Source organism: Terrabacter sp. GCM10028922 (assembly GCF_042666095.1).
Lineage (GTDB): Bacteria > Actinomycetota > Actinomycetes > Actinomycetales > Dermatophilaceae > Terrabacter.
Genome location: NZ_JBHTFG010000016.1, coordinates 1 through 15,954 on the forward strand (window position 1 = coordinate 1; position 15,954 = coordinate 15,954).

Here is a 15,954-nt window from a genome sequence, read left to right on the forward strand (position 1 = left end):
GCCACCCCCGCCGCCCCCACCTCGACACCGAACGAGTCGTTCGATGTCGAGAACGCTGGTGCACCGACGCGTTCGGCACCGTACGGCGCGTTCGACGGCGAACGAGTCGTTCGGGTCGTGGACCTGTGTTCCGGGTCGGGGGCGATCGCCCTGTCGGTCAAGGACGAACGTCCACGCACACACGTCCGTGGCCTCGAGCTGTCGCCGGATGCATACGCCTGGGCGTGCGCGAACCGCGACCGGTCGGGGCTCGACGTCGAGCTCGTCGAGGGCGACGCGACGCGGCCCTGCTTCACCGACTGGGCCGGCACCGTCGACGTCGTGACGGTCAACCCGCCCTACATCCCCGTCGGGGCCGTGCCGCTCGACCCCGAGGTGCGCGACCACGATCCCGAGGTAGCCCTCTACGGCGGAAGTGACGACGGCCTGGCGATCCCCCTCGCAGTGGCACGCGTCGCGGCCGGCCTGCTGCGGCCTGGTGGTCTCCTGCTCGTCGAGCACGCCGAGACCCAGGGCGAGAGCCTGCCCCGGCGCCTCGCCGCCACGGGGGAGTGGCGCGACGTCGCCGACCACCTCGACCTCGCCGGCCGCCCCCGCGTCACCACGGCCCGTCGGGCTAGCCGGTAGAACCGGCGGGAGCGTCGGCGCCCGGGTCTACCCGTGCAGCTCTCGGTAGCGCCTCGCGGCCCCCGCATGCAGGGAGATCGGGAAGGTGTCGACGAGGGTCTGCTGGGTGAGGTACTGGATGCCCGTCGAGGGCGGGGGCACGAGGTCACGGGCGCGGCCGAGCACCAGGTCGACGAGCCGTGCCGCGGTGTCCTCGGGCAGGTCGGGTCGTGACAGGAGCAGGTTGGCCACACCGACGGTGGTGACGTCGGCGGGCATGTCGTACGTCGCGGCCGGCACCGTCGTGCGGGCGTAGACCTCACGCTGCACCTGGGTCAACCGGTCGAAGACCTCGGTGAGGTCGAGCAGCCGCACAGGGAACTGCGCGGCCACAGCGGTGAGCGCGGGGATCGGGATGCCGCTGCTGAACACGAGTGCCGCGAGGGTGCCGGCCCGGAGCCTGCGGATCGCCTCGGCCAGGACGAGCTCGGACACCTCGACGCGGCGCGACCCGGCGTCGAGCAGGCCGAGAGCGCCGAAGACCCGGCGCGTCGTCGCGGCCGTGCCGGACCCGGGCGCGCCGATCGACACCGGCCGCCCCCGCAGCTGCTCTACGGAGGTGACGGGGCTGCCGGCGGGCACGACGACCTGGAGGTAGTTCTGGTAGACGCGGCCGATGGCCGCGGGCGTCCAGGCACTCTCACGGGCCGAGTCGGCGAGGCACATCGCGAGGCCCGCCGACCCCGTACGCAGCCGGGCCAGGTTGTCGACGCTGCCCGCCGTCACCAGGGCGGTCGACGTGCGAGCCAGCCCCTCGGCCACGGCCGCGCCACCGAGGAGGCGGCCGAACTGGATGTAGGTGCCACCGGGCTCGCCGCACGCGATGTCGAGCCGGTCGAGGGTGTCGTCCGCCGTGCAGCCCCCGCCGGCGACACCTGCGACCCCGGCGAGGCCGGCCGCCGTCGCAAGGGCGGCACGAAGGACGGTGCGCCGTCCGGGGCGACGATCGCCGGTGGGCCGCAGGGCCCCCGGTGACGCTGCTCGGACCGGATCCGGCACGTGGCGCCAGCTCATGCGTCTCCCACGGCAGGCAGGGTCAGCCGGACCCGCAGGCCGTGCGGGTCGTTCGGGTGGAGGTCGACGTGGCCGCGGTTCGCCCGGGCGAGCTGGGAGACGATCGCGAGACCGAGGCCCGTCCCGTCGGTGTCGCGCTGCTCCGGGGAGCGCCAGAAGCGCTCGAGGGCGTGGTCGAGCTCATCCTGACCCAAGCCGGGGCCGGTGTCGGCCACCTCGATGAGGGCGACACGCTGCGCCGGCCCCGCTGCTGTGTGGCCGGCCGCCGCGCGGAGCGCGAGGCGCAGGACGACGTCGGCGCCGTGACCGGCGTACCGGAGGGCGTTCTCGACGAGCTCGTCGACCATGTCGTGGGCGTCCATGGCCGAGCAGCGCAGCCCGACGTGGTCGAGGCCCTCGCGGACCAGCCGGACCCCGCGCTGCGCGGACTGCGTCGCCCAGCGGGCGAGGACCTCGTCGGCGAAGAGGTCACAGGTGAGCTCGAGGGGCCTCTCGTCGGGCTCGAGCAGGCCGCTCACCGATCCTGCGCCCGTTCGGTGCTCGGCCTCGGCGAGGTCGAGCAGGGTGTCGACCATCCGCTCGAGCCGGTCGAGGTCCCGGTCGACCTGCGCGAGGGCGGCCCCGCGCTTGGCGTCGCTCTCGTCGTGGGCCAGGGCGTCGATGCGCAGGCGCAGCGCTGCGAGGGGGTTGCGGAGCCGATGCGAGAAGTCCTCGACGAGCCGACCGCGCTCGCGGATCGTGCCCGTGACCGATGCCGCCATCTCGTCGAAGGACTGGGCGAGCCGGCGCAGCTCGGGCGGACCGGTGCGGCGCAGTCTGTCGGGGAGCCGACCGGACGCCAGCGCCCGGGACGCCAGGTCGAGCTCGCGCACGGGCCGCACGACCCACCGCCCGAGCAGCAGGCCGAGCGCAGTCAGCACGAGGAGCCCAGCGGCCGCAGCGGCGAGGGCCAGCGCCCACCGCTCTCGCACGTCGGCGACGGCGCGTCCGGCGTCGACGCGCGTGATGACTGCCCCTCCGGTGAGGTCACCGGTGCCGACGACCGGCTGCGCCATGAGGTGGTGACTCCCGCTCCACGGGAAGACGACGGGAAGGGTGTCGATCGGCTGGTTGCGCCGCGCAGCCGTCGCCGCTGCGGCTACAGCGGGCTCGTCCAGCGAGAGTGACTCGGTCTCGAAGACGGCACGCCCCGACGGGTCGATGACGAGCACCGGCTCACCGTAGAGCCTCACGTACGTCTGGCCGTGCTGGACGAGTGCGGTCCGGTCGCCGGAGTCGATGCTCGACCGTGCGAGGCTGGCGAAGCGCATCAGTGACGTAGATCGCTGGAGCACGAGCTCCTGCGTGCGCTCGCGGGAGATCGCTTGCAGCGCAGGGACGGCGATGGCCACGACGACGAGCAGCACGCACGCGAGGATCGGGGCCAGCACCCGCGTGCGCACGGTCAGGCCTCGAGGCGGTAGCCGAAGCCGCGGATCGTCGTGATGAGCTCCGCTGAGGGCAGCTTGGAGCGCACCTGTGTCAGGTGCACGTCGAACGACCGCGAGGCGGCGGCGAACGCGTCGCCCCAGACCTCGTCGAGGATCTGCTGCCGGCTCACCGCCGTGCCGATCCGGCGTGCCAGCACGGCCAGCAGCGCGAACTCCTTGGCCGTCAAGGGGACCGGCGTGCCGTCCCTCGCCACGACGGTGCGCGCCGCGAGGTCGATGGTGACGCCGTTCGTGTGAACGAGGTCGGCCTGGGTGCTCGATGCCGGTCGTCGTCGGGTCACCGCGTCGATGCGGGCGAGCAGCTCTCGCAGGCGAATCGGCTTGACGACGTAGTCGTCCGCCCCGAGGTGCAGGGCGCGGACCGTGGACCGTTCGTCGGATCGGGCAGTCACGACGAGCACCGGCGTGCGGCTCACCTGGCGCAGCTTGCGCAGCACGTCGAAGCCGTCGCCGTCCCGAAGCCCGAGGTCGAGCAGTACGACGTCACGGTCATGGTGGCGCAGCAGCGCGTCGACGCCCGAGTCGACCCGGTCGACGTCGTGACCGGTCGCACGCAGGGCGTCACCGAGGGCCGAGGCGACGGAGTCGTCGTCCTCGACGATGAGGACACGCATCCGCGCATGTTAGCCCGCCCGGACGCGTCGCCGGCGACCCCTGGGAGCCCGCGGGACGGCATACGCGAGCAGAGGACACGGTGGCGCGGCACCGAATTCTCAAGAGGGTGTTAAGAATCCCGCCACGACCACCGACAGGGCGGTCGTCCGTGGCAGCCTCCCCGGCATGTCCCTCAACGAAGCGGTGACTGCAGGACCCAATCGCACCGGCGCGCCGAGCGCCGATCCCGAGACCAGGGCGGTAGACGTCGACGACCTCATCGCCGAGTACGACGAGGAGCGTCCGCAACGCCGGCTGGGGGAGCGGCTCGACTCGGTCGTCACGCTCTACTGCTTCGCGATCTCGGCGTTCGTCCTGCTCCAGGTGTTCGCGCCGCTGCGGCAGGGCAACCAGTTCTTCCTCATGCTGTTCCTCGGGCTGGTCCTGCCGCTCGTCTTCCTCACGTACCGCGGCCGCAGGCGCGCGCCGGGCGACCGCGGCCCCAGTGACGACCCGCATCTGCACGACTGGCTGCTCGGCCTCGTCACGCTCGTCGTGTGCCTGTACCCGGTGCTGCCGTTCGCGGTCGGCGACAGCGGTGGCGGCTTCAACGCCTTCCTCGACCGTCAGGGCCAGCTGACGCCGACCGACGTCGCGATGGGCACGCTGCTCACCCTTCTCGTTCTCGAGGGCTGCCGCCGCACGACCGGGCTCGTCCTGCCTATCGTCTGCGCCGTCTTCTTCGCCTACGCCTACTACGGCGGGTTCCTGCCCGTCGGCTGGCCGATCTCGCACGCCGGGGTCGACTTCGACCAGATCGTCAACGGCTTCTACAACGACCAGTCCGGCTTCTACGGCGTGCCGCTCGACGTGTGCGCCTCGTACATCGTCCTGTTCACGATCTATGGCGCCGTGCTCGACGCCACCGGAGCCGGGCGCTTCTTCATCGACTTCAGCTTCTCCGTCTTCGGCCGGTCACGTACCGCGCCGGGCCGCACGGTGACGCTGAGCGGCTTCCTGCTCGGCACCGTCTCAGGCTCTGGCACCGCCACCGCTGTCAGCCTCGGCGCCGTCTCGTGGCCGATCCTGAGGAAGGCCGGCTACCCGCGCGAGAACGCCGGCGGAATGCTCGCGGCGGCCGGCATCGGCGCGATCCTCTCGCCGCCGACCCTCGGCGCCGCGGCCTTCATCATCGCCGAGTACCTCCAGACGAGCTACCTGCAAGTGCTCCTCTGGGCCAGCATCCCCACGCTGCTCTACTACCTGGGGATCGTGCTCGCCGTCGAGATCGACGCCCGCCGGTTCGGCGTCGACGCCGTCGAGGTGCCGCGTCGCAACCCATGGCGGCTGCTGCTCCGCTTCGGCTACCACCTGCTCTCGCTCGGCGTCATCGTCGTGTTCCTCGCGCTCGGCGTGCCCCCGTTCAAGGCAGTCATCTACTCGACGGCGCTCGCCGCGGCCGTCGGCCTCGTCGAGCGGTTCGTGTCCCGACGCGACCCACTCGACCCCGACGCCGAGGTGCAGTCACGTGGTGGAGCCCTGCTGACGTATGCCGTCCAGCTCTACCGGGCGCTCGCGTCCGGGGTGCGCTCGGTCCTGCCCGTCGCCGCGGTGTGTGCCGCCGCGGGCATCATCACCTCGGTCATCGTCAAGACCGGGCTCGGGCAGAACCTCGCGAACCTCCTCGTCGCCGCGGCCCACGCGATCACCGACAACCCGGCACTCGTCGTCGTCATCACGGCCGTGCTGTCGGCGCTCGCGATCGTCCTGCTCGGCCTCGCGGTGCCGGTGACGGCGTCGTTCATCATCAGCTGGGTCGTCATCGGCCCGGCCCTGCAGGCGCTCGGCGTGAGCGGACCCGAGACGGCGATGTTCATCTTCTACTACGCCGTGCTGTCGGAGGTCTCGCCGCCGACGGCCCTGGCGGCCGTGGCCTCGGCGGCGATCACCGGCGGCGACACGATCCGCACGATGTGGCAGGCGGCGAAGTACACCTTGCCTGCGTTCCTCGCGCCGCTCGCGTTCGTCATGACCGACAACGGCTCACACCTGCTCCTCCAGGGGCCGGTCCTCGACATCGTCTGGACGACGGCGGTCTCGATGCTCGCCGTCGCGGCGCTCGCCGCCGTCACCGGCGGCTGGCTCGTACGCCCGGCCAACCGCGTCGAGCGGCTGCTCTGCGTGCCGGCCGCCGGGCTGCTCCTGTTCCTGCAGCCCGTGACGATCGTCGCCGGCCTCGCGTGCCTCGCTGCCGCCGTGCTGCTCAACGTCGCCCGCACCCGCACCTCATCCACACCGCCCGCCACATCCCTGCCAGCGAAGGAGCTGTCATGACCACCACGCCATCCACGACGCCATCCACGACGCCGCCCATCTCGGCGCCGCTCACCTCCGGTCGACGGACCCGCCGCCGCGTCGTGCCGCTGGTCGCGGCGGCCACGGCCGCGGCGCTCGCGCTCGGTGCCTGCGGGGGCAAGCAGCCCCAGGGGACCGCGGGCGCCGGGGGAGCGACCGGAGCCGGCGGCTGCGAGGCCGGCGCCGGGCAGGTCACCATCGCCACCGGCAACAGCACCGGCGTCTACTACGTGCTCGGCGGCGGCATCGCAAGCCTCATGTCGGCGAAGTCGCCGCTCAAGGCCACCGCGGCCGAGACCGGCGCGTCGGTCCAGAACATCCAGCAGCTCGTCGGGGGACAGTACGACATCGCCTTCTCGCTCGCCGACACGGCGGCCGACGCAGTGGCAGGCAAGGGGTCGTTCAGCGCGCCGCAGAAGGTGCAGGCTCTCGGCAGGATCCACTCGAACTACACGCAGGTCGTCGTCCGCAAGGCGTCGGGCATCAAGACGGTCGCGGACATGAAGGGCAAGCGGATCTCGACCGGCTCCCCGAAGTCGGGCACCGAGGTCATCGCGACCCGGCTGCTCCAGGCGGCCGGGCTCGACATCAACTCCGACGTCGCGGCCCAACGCCTCGAGCTCGGCAAGACGGTCGACGCGATGAAGGACGGCTCGATCGACGGGTTCGTGTGGTCGGGCGGCCTGCCCACCCCGGCGCTCACCGACCTCTTCACGTCGCAGAAGGATGCCGTCGAGCTCATCGACGTCACCGCTGGTCTCGCGAAGATGAAGGACGTCAACCCCGTATACGCCGAGGGCACCATCCCCGCCGCGACGTACGGTCTGCCCTCGGACGTCAGGACGATCGTCGTCCCCAACCTGCTGCTCGTCCGTGACGACTTCTCCGCCGCGAACGCCTGCGCCCTGACGAAGCTCATCTGGGGCAGCAGCGCCGAGCTCGCCAAGGTGCATCCTGCCGCGAAGGAGCTGACGGCCGAGACCGGGCCGCGGACCGACCCCGTCCCGCTGGCCCCCGGAAGCAAGCAGGCGTTCGACGCCCTGTAGACGGCCTGCAGATCCCACACGACTGTGTGCAGCCGTATGCCGTCCGCCGTCCAGGGGGACGGCGGACGGCGAGCCCACGAGGGGCCCAAGTAGGCTCGCCCTCGTGAGCGAGCGCTACGACTGCACCGACCCCGAGGGGCGCGCCGAGGGCATCCCGGCCGCAGCCGCCGCCGTCCGTCGCGGTGAGGTCATCGTGCTGCCGACCGACACCGTCTACGGCATCGGCTGCGACGCCTTCGACGCCAACGCCGTCGCCTCCGTCCTCGCGGCAAAGGGTCGTGGGCGCGACATGCCGCCGCCCGTCCTCATCCCCACCGCGCGCACGGCGCAGGGCCTCGCGACGCAGGTGCCGGACTACGCGCAGCGCCTCATGGAGAGGTTCTGGCCCGGCCCGCTGACGCTGGTGCTCAAGGCTCAGACCTCGTTGCACTGGGACCTCGGCGAGACCAACGGCACCGTCGCGCTGCGCGTGCCCGACCATGGCATCACGCTCGAGCTGCTCGGTGACATCGGCCCGATGGCCGTGACGAGCGCCAACTCGACCGGCGACCCGGCCGCCAGCACCGTCGACGAGGCCGTCGCGATGCTCGGTGAGTCGGTCGGCGTCTACCTCGACGGCGGCCCCTCGGCCAGCGCGCAGCCATCGACGATCGTCGACTGCACGGGGGAGACACCGGTGACCCTGCGCGTCGGCGCCATCGCGCAGGGCGAGCTCGATGCCGCCCTCGCCCTTGAGCCCCAGCCCGCGCTCGCCCCCGAGCCCGCCCCCGAGCCCGAGTTCGCCCCCGAGCCCGAGCCCGCCCCCGAGCCCGCCCCCGAGCCGGAGCGTGACGTCGCCGCCGACACGCTCGGCGAGCACCTGTCCACGACCGAGGACGACTCGGACCGTCGTCACCCGACGGCATAGAGTTGGCTCGCGCTCGCGCCCCACTCCCGACCACCCGGAGATCTCCCATGGCTGACGACACGTTCTACGGCTCCGACTTCGGCGCCCTGCAGAGCTTCGACCCCGACATCGCGGGCGTGCTCCTCTCCGAGCTCGACCGCATCCGCGGCGGACTGCAGCTCATCGCGAGCGAGAACATCAGCTCGCCGGCCGTGCTGACCGCCCTCGGCTCCACGCTGTCCAACAAGTACGCCGAGGGCTACCCGGGCCGCCGCTACTACGGCGGGTGCGCCGAGGTCGACAAGGCCGAGCAGATCGCCATCGACCGCGCGAAGGCCCTGTTCGGTGCCGACCACGCGAACGTCCAGCCGCACTCGGGTGCGAGCGCCAACCAGGCGGTCTACGGCGCCTTCATGGCGCCCGGCGACACCATTCTCGCGATGGCCCTGCCCATGGGCGGGCACCTCACCCACGGCACGAAGGTCTCCTTCTCCGGCAAGTGGTTCAACGCCGTGCACTACGGCGTCGACAAGCAGACCGAGGACATCGACTACGACCAGGTCGAGGCCCTCGCCAAGGAGCACCGTCCCAAGGTCATCTGCGCCGGCGGTTCCGCGATCCCGCGCCTCATCGACTTCGAGCGCTTCCGCGCGATCGCCGACGAGGTCGGCGCCATCCTCTGGGTCGACGCCGCCCACTTCATCGGCCTCGTCGCGGGCAAGGCGATCCCGTCGCCCGTCCCGTACGCCGACGTCGTCACCTTCACGACGCACAAGGTCCTGCGCGGTCCGCGCTCCGGCGCGCTCGTCTGCACGGCCGAGCACCAGGCGGCGCTCGACAAGGCGGTCTTCCCGATGATGCAGGGTGGTCCGCAGATGCACACGATCGCGGCCAAGGCGGTCAACTTCAAGGAGGCCGCGAGCCCCGAGTACGCCCAGTACGCCAAGGACGTCATCGCCAACAGCCAGCAGCTCGCCGCGAGCCTGCTCGAGGTCGGCATCCGCCCGACGACGGGCGGCACCGACACGCACTTGTCGCTGCTCGACCTCCAGGGCGTGGGCGTCACCGGCAAGGAGGCCGAGGAGCGCGCAGACGCCGCCGGCATCGTCCTCAACAAGAACGCGATCCCGTTCGACCCGCAGAAGCCCAACATCGCCTCGGGCATCCGGGTGGGCACGCCGTCGGTGACGACGCAGGGCATGGGCCTGGAGGAGATGAAGACGATCGCCTCGCTCATCCACAAGGCCGTCACCGAGGGCGACGCCGACCCCGACCACGCGGTCAGCAAGGAGGTGCGTGCAGAGGTCACCGACCTCGTCACGCGCTTCCCGGCATACCCTCGCTGAGTCGGGCCATCCCGCCGGCGTCGGCGACGAACGAAGGTCGGTAGGTGCACGAGTACGTCCTCGTCCTCATCGTGGCCGCCGCGGTCACGTACCTCGCCACACCCTTCGTCCGCAGCCTCGCCGTCGCAACCGGTGCCTTCACGGCCGTCCGCGAGCGCGACGTCCACAAGACGCCGATCCCGCGGCTCGGGGGAGTGGGGATCTACGTCGGCTTCGTCGCCGCAGCCCTCGTGGCGCGGGCCCTGCCGTACCTCGGCACGCTGTTCTCCGACCGGCGCATCCTCGGCGTCATCGTCGCGGGTGGCATCGTGTGCCTCCTCGGTGCGTTCGACGACATTCGCGAGCTCGACTGGCTGACCAAGCTGGCCGGGCAGATGCTCGCGGCAGGGCTCATGGCCTACACCGGCGTGCAGCTGCTGTCGCTGCCGATCTTCGGCACGACGATCCTGCCGACGCCGGTGCTCGTCATGTTCACGGTGCTCGTCGTCATCGCGTCGACGAACGCCGTGAACTTCATCGACGGCCTCGACGGGCTCGCGGCCGGCGTCGTGGGCATCGCGGCCCTCGCCTTCTTCATCTACAGCTACATCGTGTCGCGCTCGTTCGTGCCGGCCAACGTCTTCTCCACGGCGACCTTCATCTGCGCCGCCCTCGTCGGGTGCTGTGCGGGCTTCCTGCCCCACAACTTCCACCCGGCGCGACTCTTCATGGGTGACTCCGGCGCGCTGACCCTGGGCCTGCTGCTCTCCGCGGCCACCATCACCCTGACCGGCAACGTCGACCCCGGACAGGTCAGCGCCAACGAGGTGTCGGCGGCGTTCCTGCCGATCCTCGTGCCACTCGCCGTGCTGCTCCTGCCATTCCTCGACATGCTGCTCGCCGTCGTGCGGCGCACGCGCGCGGGGCAGCGCCCCTGGCACCCCGACGCGATGCACCTGCACCACCGCATGCTGCGCATCGGCCACGGCCACCGCCGGGCGGTGCTCATCCTCTACCTCTGGGCCGCGATCGTGGCCCTGGGGTCGGTGTCGTTCGTCATCTGGGACGGTCCGCGCCCACTCGCGGTCGTCGGCGCGGCAGCGGTGATGGGCGTCGTGCTCACCGTCTGGCTCCCGCGGTGGAGGCCGTCCGAACGCTTGTGATAGCATTCACAAGCACCTGAGGAGAGTCTGGGAAGAGTCTCCCGGGTCGCCGGAATCGCTTTCCACGCAACCGATCCGAGCACGCAGCGGATCAGCCCGAGTCCCGCCCGCACCACGCCTCGACGACGCACCCAGGCAGGTTTCCTTGAGCGCCACATCGGCCCGCAGCGCATCACAGTCCGATGCGTTCGCGCAGCTTCTCCGGGGCTCCCTCCTGCCGACCGCCGCCGCCGGTCTCGTCAGCGTCCTCGTCGGACTCTTCTCGAGCCCCAAGGCCGCGTGGTCCGCCGCGCTCGGCGCCGCGATCGTCGTCTTCTTCTTCAGCCTGACGCTGCTCGTCATGAAGCGCACGGCCGACCTGCCGCCCACGACGACGATGATCGTCGTGATGGTCACCTACACCTTCAAGGTGCTGGTGCTGGCGGTCGCGATGTTCGCCCTGCGTGACGTCAGCTGGGCCTCCGGCTTCGCCATCGGTCTCAGCGTCACCGTGTGCGCGGTCGTCTGGCTGTTCTTCGAGATGCGTTCCTACAAGCGGCTGCGGATCTTCGCGTACGACCCCGATGGGGAGGCCTCGCTCGACGCGTCGACCGATGCGTCGACCGATGCGTCGACCGACGCCTCGACCGACGTCCCGACCCACGCCCCGACCCACCGGGAGCCGCGTGATGAGCCGTGAGGCCGGAGGTCACCATGACCACACCACAGACCCCGTCGGCACCCGAGCCCGACGAGTCGCGCGAGTCCGCCGAGCCGACAACGCCGCCCGAGGTGGATGCCGACGAGCAGCTGCGGGCGTTCAACACCCGCGAGCAGGACTCCGCGTGGCGTGCCGTCGCGTACCTGCTGACCGGGCCCCTCGTCTACGGCGGACTCGGTGCCCTCGCGGACCACTGGCTGGGCACGTCGTGGATCGTCGGAGCGGGGATCGTCGGTGGGATGGCCCTGTCGCTCTACCTGATCTGGTTCCGATACGGTACCCATTGAGCCCGGCGGCCACCATGCCGCCACCTGTGTCGCCCGGAGGCACGCCGGCCTGGGAGCGGGCTGGGAGCAGACGCCCGGTCCTCGACCCCGCACCGCTGACGCCGAGCGTCACCCGCACTGCCCTGAACCTACGAAGGAGTAACCCGTGAGCATCGTGGCCGCCGCGCCGACGGACTACACCGCCCCCGGCGTCGAGGAGTTCTGGCAGCCCCTCATCGGTGACGGTGCATGGGCGATCACGCGCCCGATCTTCCTCATGCTGCTCTCCACGGGCCTGATCATTTGGTGGCTCATGGCGACCACGAAGAAGCGGGCACTCGTCCCCAGCCGTGGCCAGATGGGCACCGAGGCCGTCTACGGCCTGGTCCGCAACGGCGTGGCCAAGGACCTCATCGGTAGCCACGAGTTCATGAAGTTCGTCCCGCTGCTCTTCTCGATGTTCGTGCTGATCCTCGTCAACAACCTCTTCGGCGTGATCCCGCCCATGAGCTACCCGACGATGAGCCGCATCGGATTCCCCATCGCGCTCGCCCTGATCGTGTGGATCGTCTTCCACGCGGTCGGCATGAAGAAGCACGGCTTCATCGGCTACTGGAAGTCACTCGTCCCCGCCGGACTGCCCAAGGGCATGATCGGCCCGATCTTCGTCCTCGAGCTCATCACCGACCTGTTCACGCGGCCCGTCACGCTGGCGCTGCGACTCTTCGGCAACATGTTCGCCGGCCACATCCTGATGGCCCTGTTCATCTCCGGCGGCTGGTACATGCTCACCTCCGGCGGTGTCCTCATCGTCGCGGGCGGTGTCACGTGGGTCTTCGCCTTCGTCATGACGCTCTTCGAGCTGCTGGTCGAGTTCCTGCAGGCCTACGTCTTCACCCTGCTCGCCGCCCTCTACATCGCCGGCGCAGTCGCCGACGAGCACTGAGCGGCCCCCGCACTGCACCATCTGCACCACCCAGCACCGCCCAGCACGACCCAATGCTTCACCCAGCCCCGGCGGCAAAAAGCTTGCCGGGACCGACAAGAAGGAAATGGAAACAACATGGACGGCAACATCGCGATCCTCGGTTACGGCCTCTCCGCCATCGGCCCCGGTATCGGTGTCGGTCTGATCTTCGCTGCCTACATCAACGGTGTGGCTCGTCAGCCTGAGGCCCGTGGCATGCTCCAGCCGATCGCCTTCCTCGGCATGGCCATCACCGAGGCGCTCGCCATCTTCGGTATCGCCCTCGCGTTCGTCTTCCGCGGCTGATCCCCGCACCAGCCAACCGAACGCACCCCGTGCTCCCCGAAGCACCGTTCGTTTCTCTCTAGGAGACCCTCATGCAAGCAGTGACCGTGACCGCCGAGGGCGGCGAGGGCTTCTGGGCCACCGCGGCACCGATCATCCCGCACCCGCTCGAGTTCTTCTTCGGTGTGGCGTGCTTCGCGATCCTCTACTTCGTGGTGGCCAAGAAGGTCGTCCCGCGGCTGGAGCAGATCTACGCCGAGCGCACCGCTGCGATCGAGGGCGGCATGAACAAGGCCGAGGAGGCCCAGGCGCAGGCCCAGGCTGCGCTCGAGCAGTACCAGGCGCAGCTCGTCGAGGCACGCGCGGAGGCCTCGCGGATCCGCGAGGACGCCAAGGCCCAGGGTGCGCAGATCATCGCCGAGATGCGTGAGCACGCGGCGGCGGAGGCGGCTCGGATCACCGAGACGGCGCACAAGCAGATCGAGGCCGAGCGCCAGCAGGCCATGGTCTCGCTGCGCAACGACGTCGGTCGGATCTCCACGGACCTCGCCGGTCGGATCGTCGGCGAGTCGCTCCAGGAGGAGACCCGCCAGAAGGACATCGTCGAGCGCTTCCTCGCCGAGCTCGAGTCGGGCGACGTCGTCCGTGAGAAGGTCGGGGAGCGCTGATGCAGGGGTCCTCACGCGCAGCAGCGGCCACGAGCCGCGACGCGTTCACCGGCGCCCTCGCCGCCGGTGCCGACCGCTCGCGGTTGGCCGAGGAGCTCTTCGCGGTCGTCGGCGTGCTCGACGGCAACGCCACCCTGCGCCGGGCCGTGGCCGACCCCTCCCGCGAGGGCTCGGACAAGGCGGCGCTCGCCGAGCGCCTGTTCACCGGCAAGGTGAGCGCCGAGTCCCTCGTCGTCCTCAAGGGCGTCATCGGGCAGCGCTGGAGCTCGGAGCGTGACCTCACCGACACGATCGAGGCGTATGCCGTCGAGGCCGTCGTCGCCGAAGCGGAGTCGGCCGACCGCGCCGGCCGCGTCGAGGACGAGCTCTTCCGCTTCGAGCGCATCGTGGCGGCCGACGCGGCCCTGCGTGGCGCCCTGACCGACCAGACGGCACCGGCCGACAAGCGTGGCGTGCTCGTCGACTCGCTGCTCGAGGGCAAGGCCACCCCGGAGACGCTGACCCTGGCCCGCCAGGCCGTCGTCGCTCCGCGTGGTCGCCGGTTCGACCGCACGATCGAGGCCTACCTCGACACCGCTGCCACCCGTCGCGAACAGCAGACGGCGATCGTGACGTCGGCCGTTCCGCTCACCGACGACGACCGCACCCGCCTCGCAGCCGGCCTGTCGGCGATCTACGGCGGCACGGTCCACGTCAACACCGTCGTCGACCCCCGGGTCATGGGCGGGGTCAAGGTCGAGATCGGTGACGAGGTCATCGACGGCACCGTCATCCGCAAGCTCGACGCGGCACGCCGCGCCATGGGTGCCTGAGGCACCGCCCACCACCAGCTGTGAACAACCACCGGCCCGCACGGGTCGAAACCGAGGAGAAGATCTGACATGACGGAGCTTTCGATCCGTCCGGAGGAGATCCGGGACGCACTGGACGCGTTCGTCCAGTCCTACGAGCCCGGCGCGGCCTCCCGCGAAGAGGTCGGCCGCGTCACCGACGCAGGTGACGGCATCGCTCACGTCGAGGGTCTGCCCTCGGCCATGACCAACGAGCTGCTCCAGTTCGAGGACGGCACGCTGGGCCTCGCGCTCAACCTCGACGTCCACGAGATCGGCGTCGTCGTCCTCGGTGACTTCGCCGGCATCGAGGAGGGCCAGACCGTCAAGCGCACGGGCGAGGTCCTCTCGGTCCCGGTCGGTGACGACTTCCTCGGCCGCGTCATCGACCCGCTCGGCAACCCGATCGACGGTCTCGGCGAGATCAAGTCGGAGGAGCGCCGCGCTCTCGAGCTGCAGGCTCCGACGGTCGTCCAGCGCAAGTCGGTGCACGAGCCGCTGCAGACCGGCATCAAGTCGATCGACGCCATGACGCCGATCGGTCGTGGCCAGCGCCAGCTCATCATCGGTGACCGCCAGACCGGCAAGACCACGGTCGCCATCGACACGATCATCAACCAGAAGCGCAACTGGGAGTCCGGCGACCCCGACCAGCAGGTCCGCTGCATCTACGTCGGCATCGGCCAGAAGGGCTCGACCATCGCGTCGGTCCGCGGCACCCTCGAGGAGGCCGGCGCGCTCGACTACACCACGATCGTCGCCGCCCCCGCGTCCGACTCGGCCGGCTTCAAGTACCTCGCCCCCTACACCGGCTCGGCCATCGGCCAGCACTGGATGTACCAGGGCAAGCACGTCCTCATCGTCTTCGACGACCTGAGCAAGCAGGCCGAGGCCTACCGCGCCGTGTCGCTGCTGCTGCGCCGCCCGCCGGGTCGCGAGGCCTACCCGGGTGACGTCTTCTACCTGCACTCGCGGCTTCTCGAGCGTTGCGCCAAGCTCTCCGACGACCTCGGCCACGGCTCGATGACCGGCCTGCCGATCATCGAGACGAAGGCCGGTGACGTCTCGGCGTACATCCCGACCAACGTCATCTCGATCACCGACGGCCAGATCTACCTCCAGGCCGACCTGTTCAACGCCAACGTGCGTCCGGCCATCGACGTGGGTGTCTCGGTGTCCCGAGTCGGCGGTGCCGCGCAGATCAAGGCGATGAAGACGGTCGCGGGCCGACTCAAGCTCGACCTCGCGCAGTTCCGCGCCATGGAGGCGTTCGCCATGTTCGCCTCCGACCTCGACCCCGCCTCGCGAGCTCAGCTCGCCCGTGGTGCACGCCTCGTCGAGCTGCTCAAGCAGCCGCAGAGCAGCCCGTACCCCGTCGAGGAGCAGGTCGTGTCGGTGTGGGCCGGTACGACCGGCAAGCTCGACGACGTGGCCGTCGAGGACGTCCGCACCTTCGAGGCCGAGCTGCTCGACACGCTCCGCCGCGACGGCAAGATCCTCCAGACGATCCGCGAGACGGCCAAGCTCGACGACGACACCGAGGCGGCCCTGACGAAGGTCATCGACGACGTGAAGTTCACCTTCCGCGGCACCGGTCGTGACGGCCTCGAGGCCGGCCACGAGGAGGCCGAGGAGCTCGAGGACGACGCGATCGCCCAGGCGAGGATCGTCAAGACCAAGTGAGTCACCGCCCGGGTGC

General features: G+C 70.7%; 16 protein-coding genes. 13 read left to right on the top strand and 3 right to left on the bottom strand.

Translation table 11 applies throughout. The features are described 5' to 3' along the window. Positions 1-627, top strand: a 627-nt coding sequence (locus ACFQU3_RS15455; protein ID WP_385911305.1) for a N5-glutamine methyltransferase family protein, incomplete at its 5' end; no start/stop codon positions are given. 27 nt (positions 628-654) lie between these two features. Here the strand turns inward: ACFQU3_RS15455 and ACFQU3_RS15460 are convergent. The 3 genes from ACFQU3_RS15460 to ACFQU3_RS15470 are packed head-to-tail and all read right to left on the bottom strand — an operon-like array spanning position 655 to position 3,784. Continuing rightward, positions 655-1,680 (bottom strand): TAXI family TRAP transporter solute-binding subunit, encoded by a 1,026-nt coding sequence (locus tag ACFQU3_RS15460; RefSeq protein WP_385911307.1) that lies wholly within the window; start codon positions 1,678-1,680, stop codon positions 655-657. After that, on the bottom strand, positions 1,677-3,122 hold the full coding sequence (locus ACFQU3_RS15465; RefSeq protein ID WP_385911309.1) for a sensor histidine kinase: 1,446 nt from the start codon (positions 3,120-3,122) through the stop codon (positions 1,677-1,679). The genes ACFQU3_RS15460 and ACFQU3_RS15465 overlap by 4 nt, the downstream gene beginning before the upstream one ends. Positions 3,123-3,124: 2 nt before the next feature. Further along, positions 3,125-3,784, bottom strand: a complete 660-nt coding sequence (locus ACFQU3_RS15470) for a response regulator transcription factor (RefSeq protein WP_385911311.1) — start codon at positions 3,782-3,784, stop codon at positions 3,125-3,127. A gap of 166 nt (positions 3,785-3,950) precedes the next feature. On the opposite strand from ACFQU3_RS15470, the gene ACFQU3_RS15475 reads away from it, so the two are divergent. The 12 genes from ACFQU3_RS15475 (at position 3,951) to atpA (ending at position 15,938) form a co-directional block, all read left to right on the top strand. Beyond that, on the top strand, positions 3,951-6,098 hold the full coding sequence (locus ACFQU3_RS15475; protein WP_385911312.1) for a TRAP transporter permease: 2,148 nt from the start codon (positions 3,951-3,953) through the stop codon (positions 6,096-6,098). After that, entirely contained in the window at positions 6,095-7,165 is a 1,071-nt protein-coding gene (locus tag ACFQU3_RS15480; protein WP_385911314.1) for a TAXI family TRAP transporter solute-binding subunit, read from the top strand. The genes ACFQU3_RS15475 and ACFQU3_RS15480 overlap by 4 nt, the downstream gene beginning before the upstream one ends. A gap of 103 nt (positions 7,166-7,268) precedes the next feature. Then, entirely contained in the window at positions 7,269-8,072 is an 804-nt protein-coding gene (locus ACFQU3_RS15485) for an L-threonylcarbamoyladenylate synthase (RefSeq protein ID WP_385911316.1), read from the top strand. Between the two features lie 47 nt (positions 8,073-8,119). Then, positions 8,120-9,397 (top strand): serine hydroxymethyltransferase, encoded by a 1,278-nt coding sequence (glyA, locus tag ACFQU3_RS15490; RefSeq protein ID WP_385911318.1) that lies wholly within the window; start codon positions 8,120-8,122, stop codon positions 9,395-9,397. A 44-nt stretch (positions 9,398-9,441) separates the two neighbouring features. Further along, positions 9,442-10,539, top strand: coding sequence for a glycosyltransferase family 4 protein (locus tag ACFQU3_RS15495; protein ID WP_385911320.1), 1,098 nt, complete (start codon positions 9,442-9,444; stop codon positions 10,537-10,539). Positions 10,540-10,684: 145 nt separating this feature from the next. Further along, complete coding sequence (locus ACFQU3_RS15500) at positions 10,685-11,218, top strand: hypothetical protein (protein WP_385911322.1); 534 nt, start codon at positions 10,685-10,687, stop codon at positions 11,216-11,218. 14 nt (positions 11,219-11,232) lie between these two features. Continuing rightward, the gene (locus ACFQU3_RS15505) at positions 11,233-11,526 is read left to right on the top strand and encodes a hypothetical protein (RefSeq protein ID WP_385911324.1); all 294 of its coding nucleotides are present in this window, start codon (positions 11,233-11,235) and stop codon (positions 11,524-11,526) included. Positions 11,527-11,671: 145 nt separating this feature from the next. Further along, a complete protein-coding gene (gene atpB / locus ACFQU3_RS15510) occupies positions 11,672-12,451 on the top strand; it encodes a F0F1 ATP synthase subunit A (protein WP_385911326.1) in 780 nt (259 codons plus the stop codon). 117 nt (positions 12,452-12,568) lie between these two features. Next, positions 12,569-12,778: an ATP synthase F0 subunit C gene (gene atpE, locus ACFQU3_RS15515; protein ID WP_188030461.1), complete on the top strand. Its 210-nt coding sequence runs from the start codon at positions 12,569-12,571 to the stop codon at positions 12,776-12,778. Positions 12,779-12,849: 71 nt separating this feature from the next. Beyond that, positions 12,850-13,425, top strand: a complete 576-nt coding sequence (locus tag ACFQU3_RS15520) for a F0F1 ATP synthase subunit B (protein WP_385911329.1) — start codon at positions 12,850-12,852, stop codon at positions 13,423-13,425. Beyond that, positions 13,425-14,237 (top strand): F0F1 ATP synthase subunit delta, encoded by an 813-nt coding sequence (locus ACFQU3_RS15525; protein WP_385911330.1) that lies wholly within the window; start codon positions 13,425-13,427, stop codon positions 14,235-14,237. The genes ACFQU3_RS15520 and ACFQU3_RS15525 overlap by 1 nt, the downstream gene beginning before the upstream one ends. 69 nt (positions 14,238-14,306) lie before the next feature. Next, the gene (atpA, locus tag ACFQU3_RS15530) at positions 14,307-15,938 is read left to right on the top strand and encodes a F0F1 ATP synthase subunit alpha (RefSeq protein ID WP_385911332.1); all 1,632 of its coding nucleotides are present in this window, start codon (positions 14,307-14,309) and stop codon (positions 15,936-15,938) included. The last annotated feature ends 16 nt before the right edge of the window (positions 15,939-15,954 follow it).

Excerpts from the sequence above, each read along its gene's own strand:
- ACFQU3_RS15525 (WP_385911330.1), top strand. The coding sequence starts at position 13,425 with ATGCAGGGGTCCTCACGCGCAGCAGCGGCCACGAGCCGCGACGCGTTC.
- atpE (WP_188030461.1), top strand. The coding sequence starts at position 12,569 with ATGGACGGCAACATCGCGATCCTCGGTTACGGCCTCTCCGCCATCGGC.
- ACFQU3_RS15480 (WP_385911314.1), top strand. The coding sequence starts at position 6,095 with ATGACCACCACGCCATCCACGACGCCATCCACGACGCCGCCCATCTCG.
- ACFQU3_RS15470 (WP_385911311.1), bottom strand. The coding sequence starts at position 3,784 with ATGCGTGTCCTCATCGTCGAGGACGACGACTCCGTCGCCTCGGCCCTC.
- ACFQU3_RS15505 (WP_385911324.1), top strand. The coding sequence starts at position 11,233 with ATGACCACACCACAGACCCCGTCGGCACCCGAGCCCGACGAGTCGCGC.
- ACFQU3_RS15520 (WP_385911329.1), top strand. The coding sequence starts at position 12,850 with ATGCAAGCAGTGACCGTGACCGCCGAGGGCGGCGAGGGCTTCTGGGCC.
- ACFQU3_RS15475 (WP_385911312.1), top strand. The coding sequence starts at position 3,951 with ATGTCCCTCAACGAAGCGGTGACTGCAGGACCCAATCGCACCGGCGCG.
- glyA (WP_385911318.1), top strand. The coding sequence starts at position 8,120 with ATGGCTGACGACACGTTCTACGGCTCCGACTTCGGCGCCCTGCAGAGC.
- ACFQU3_RS15460 (WP_385911307.1), bottom strand. The coding sequence starts at position 1,680 with ATGAGCTGGCGCCACGTGCCGGATCCGGTCCGAGCAGCGTCACCGGGG.
- atpA (WP_385911332.1), top strand. The coding sequence starts at position 14,307 with ATGACGGAGCTTTCGATCCGTCCGGAGGAGATCCGGGACGCACTGGAC.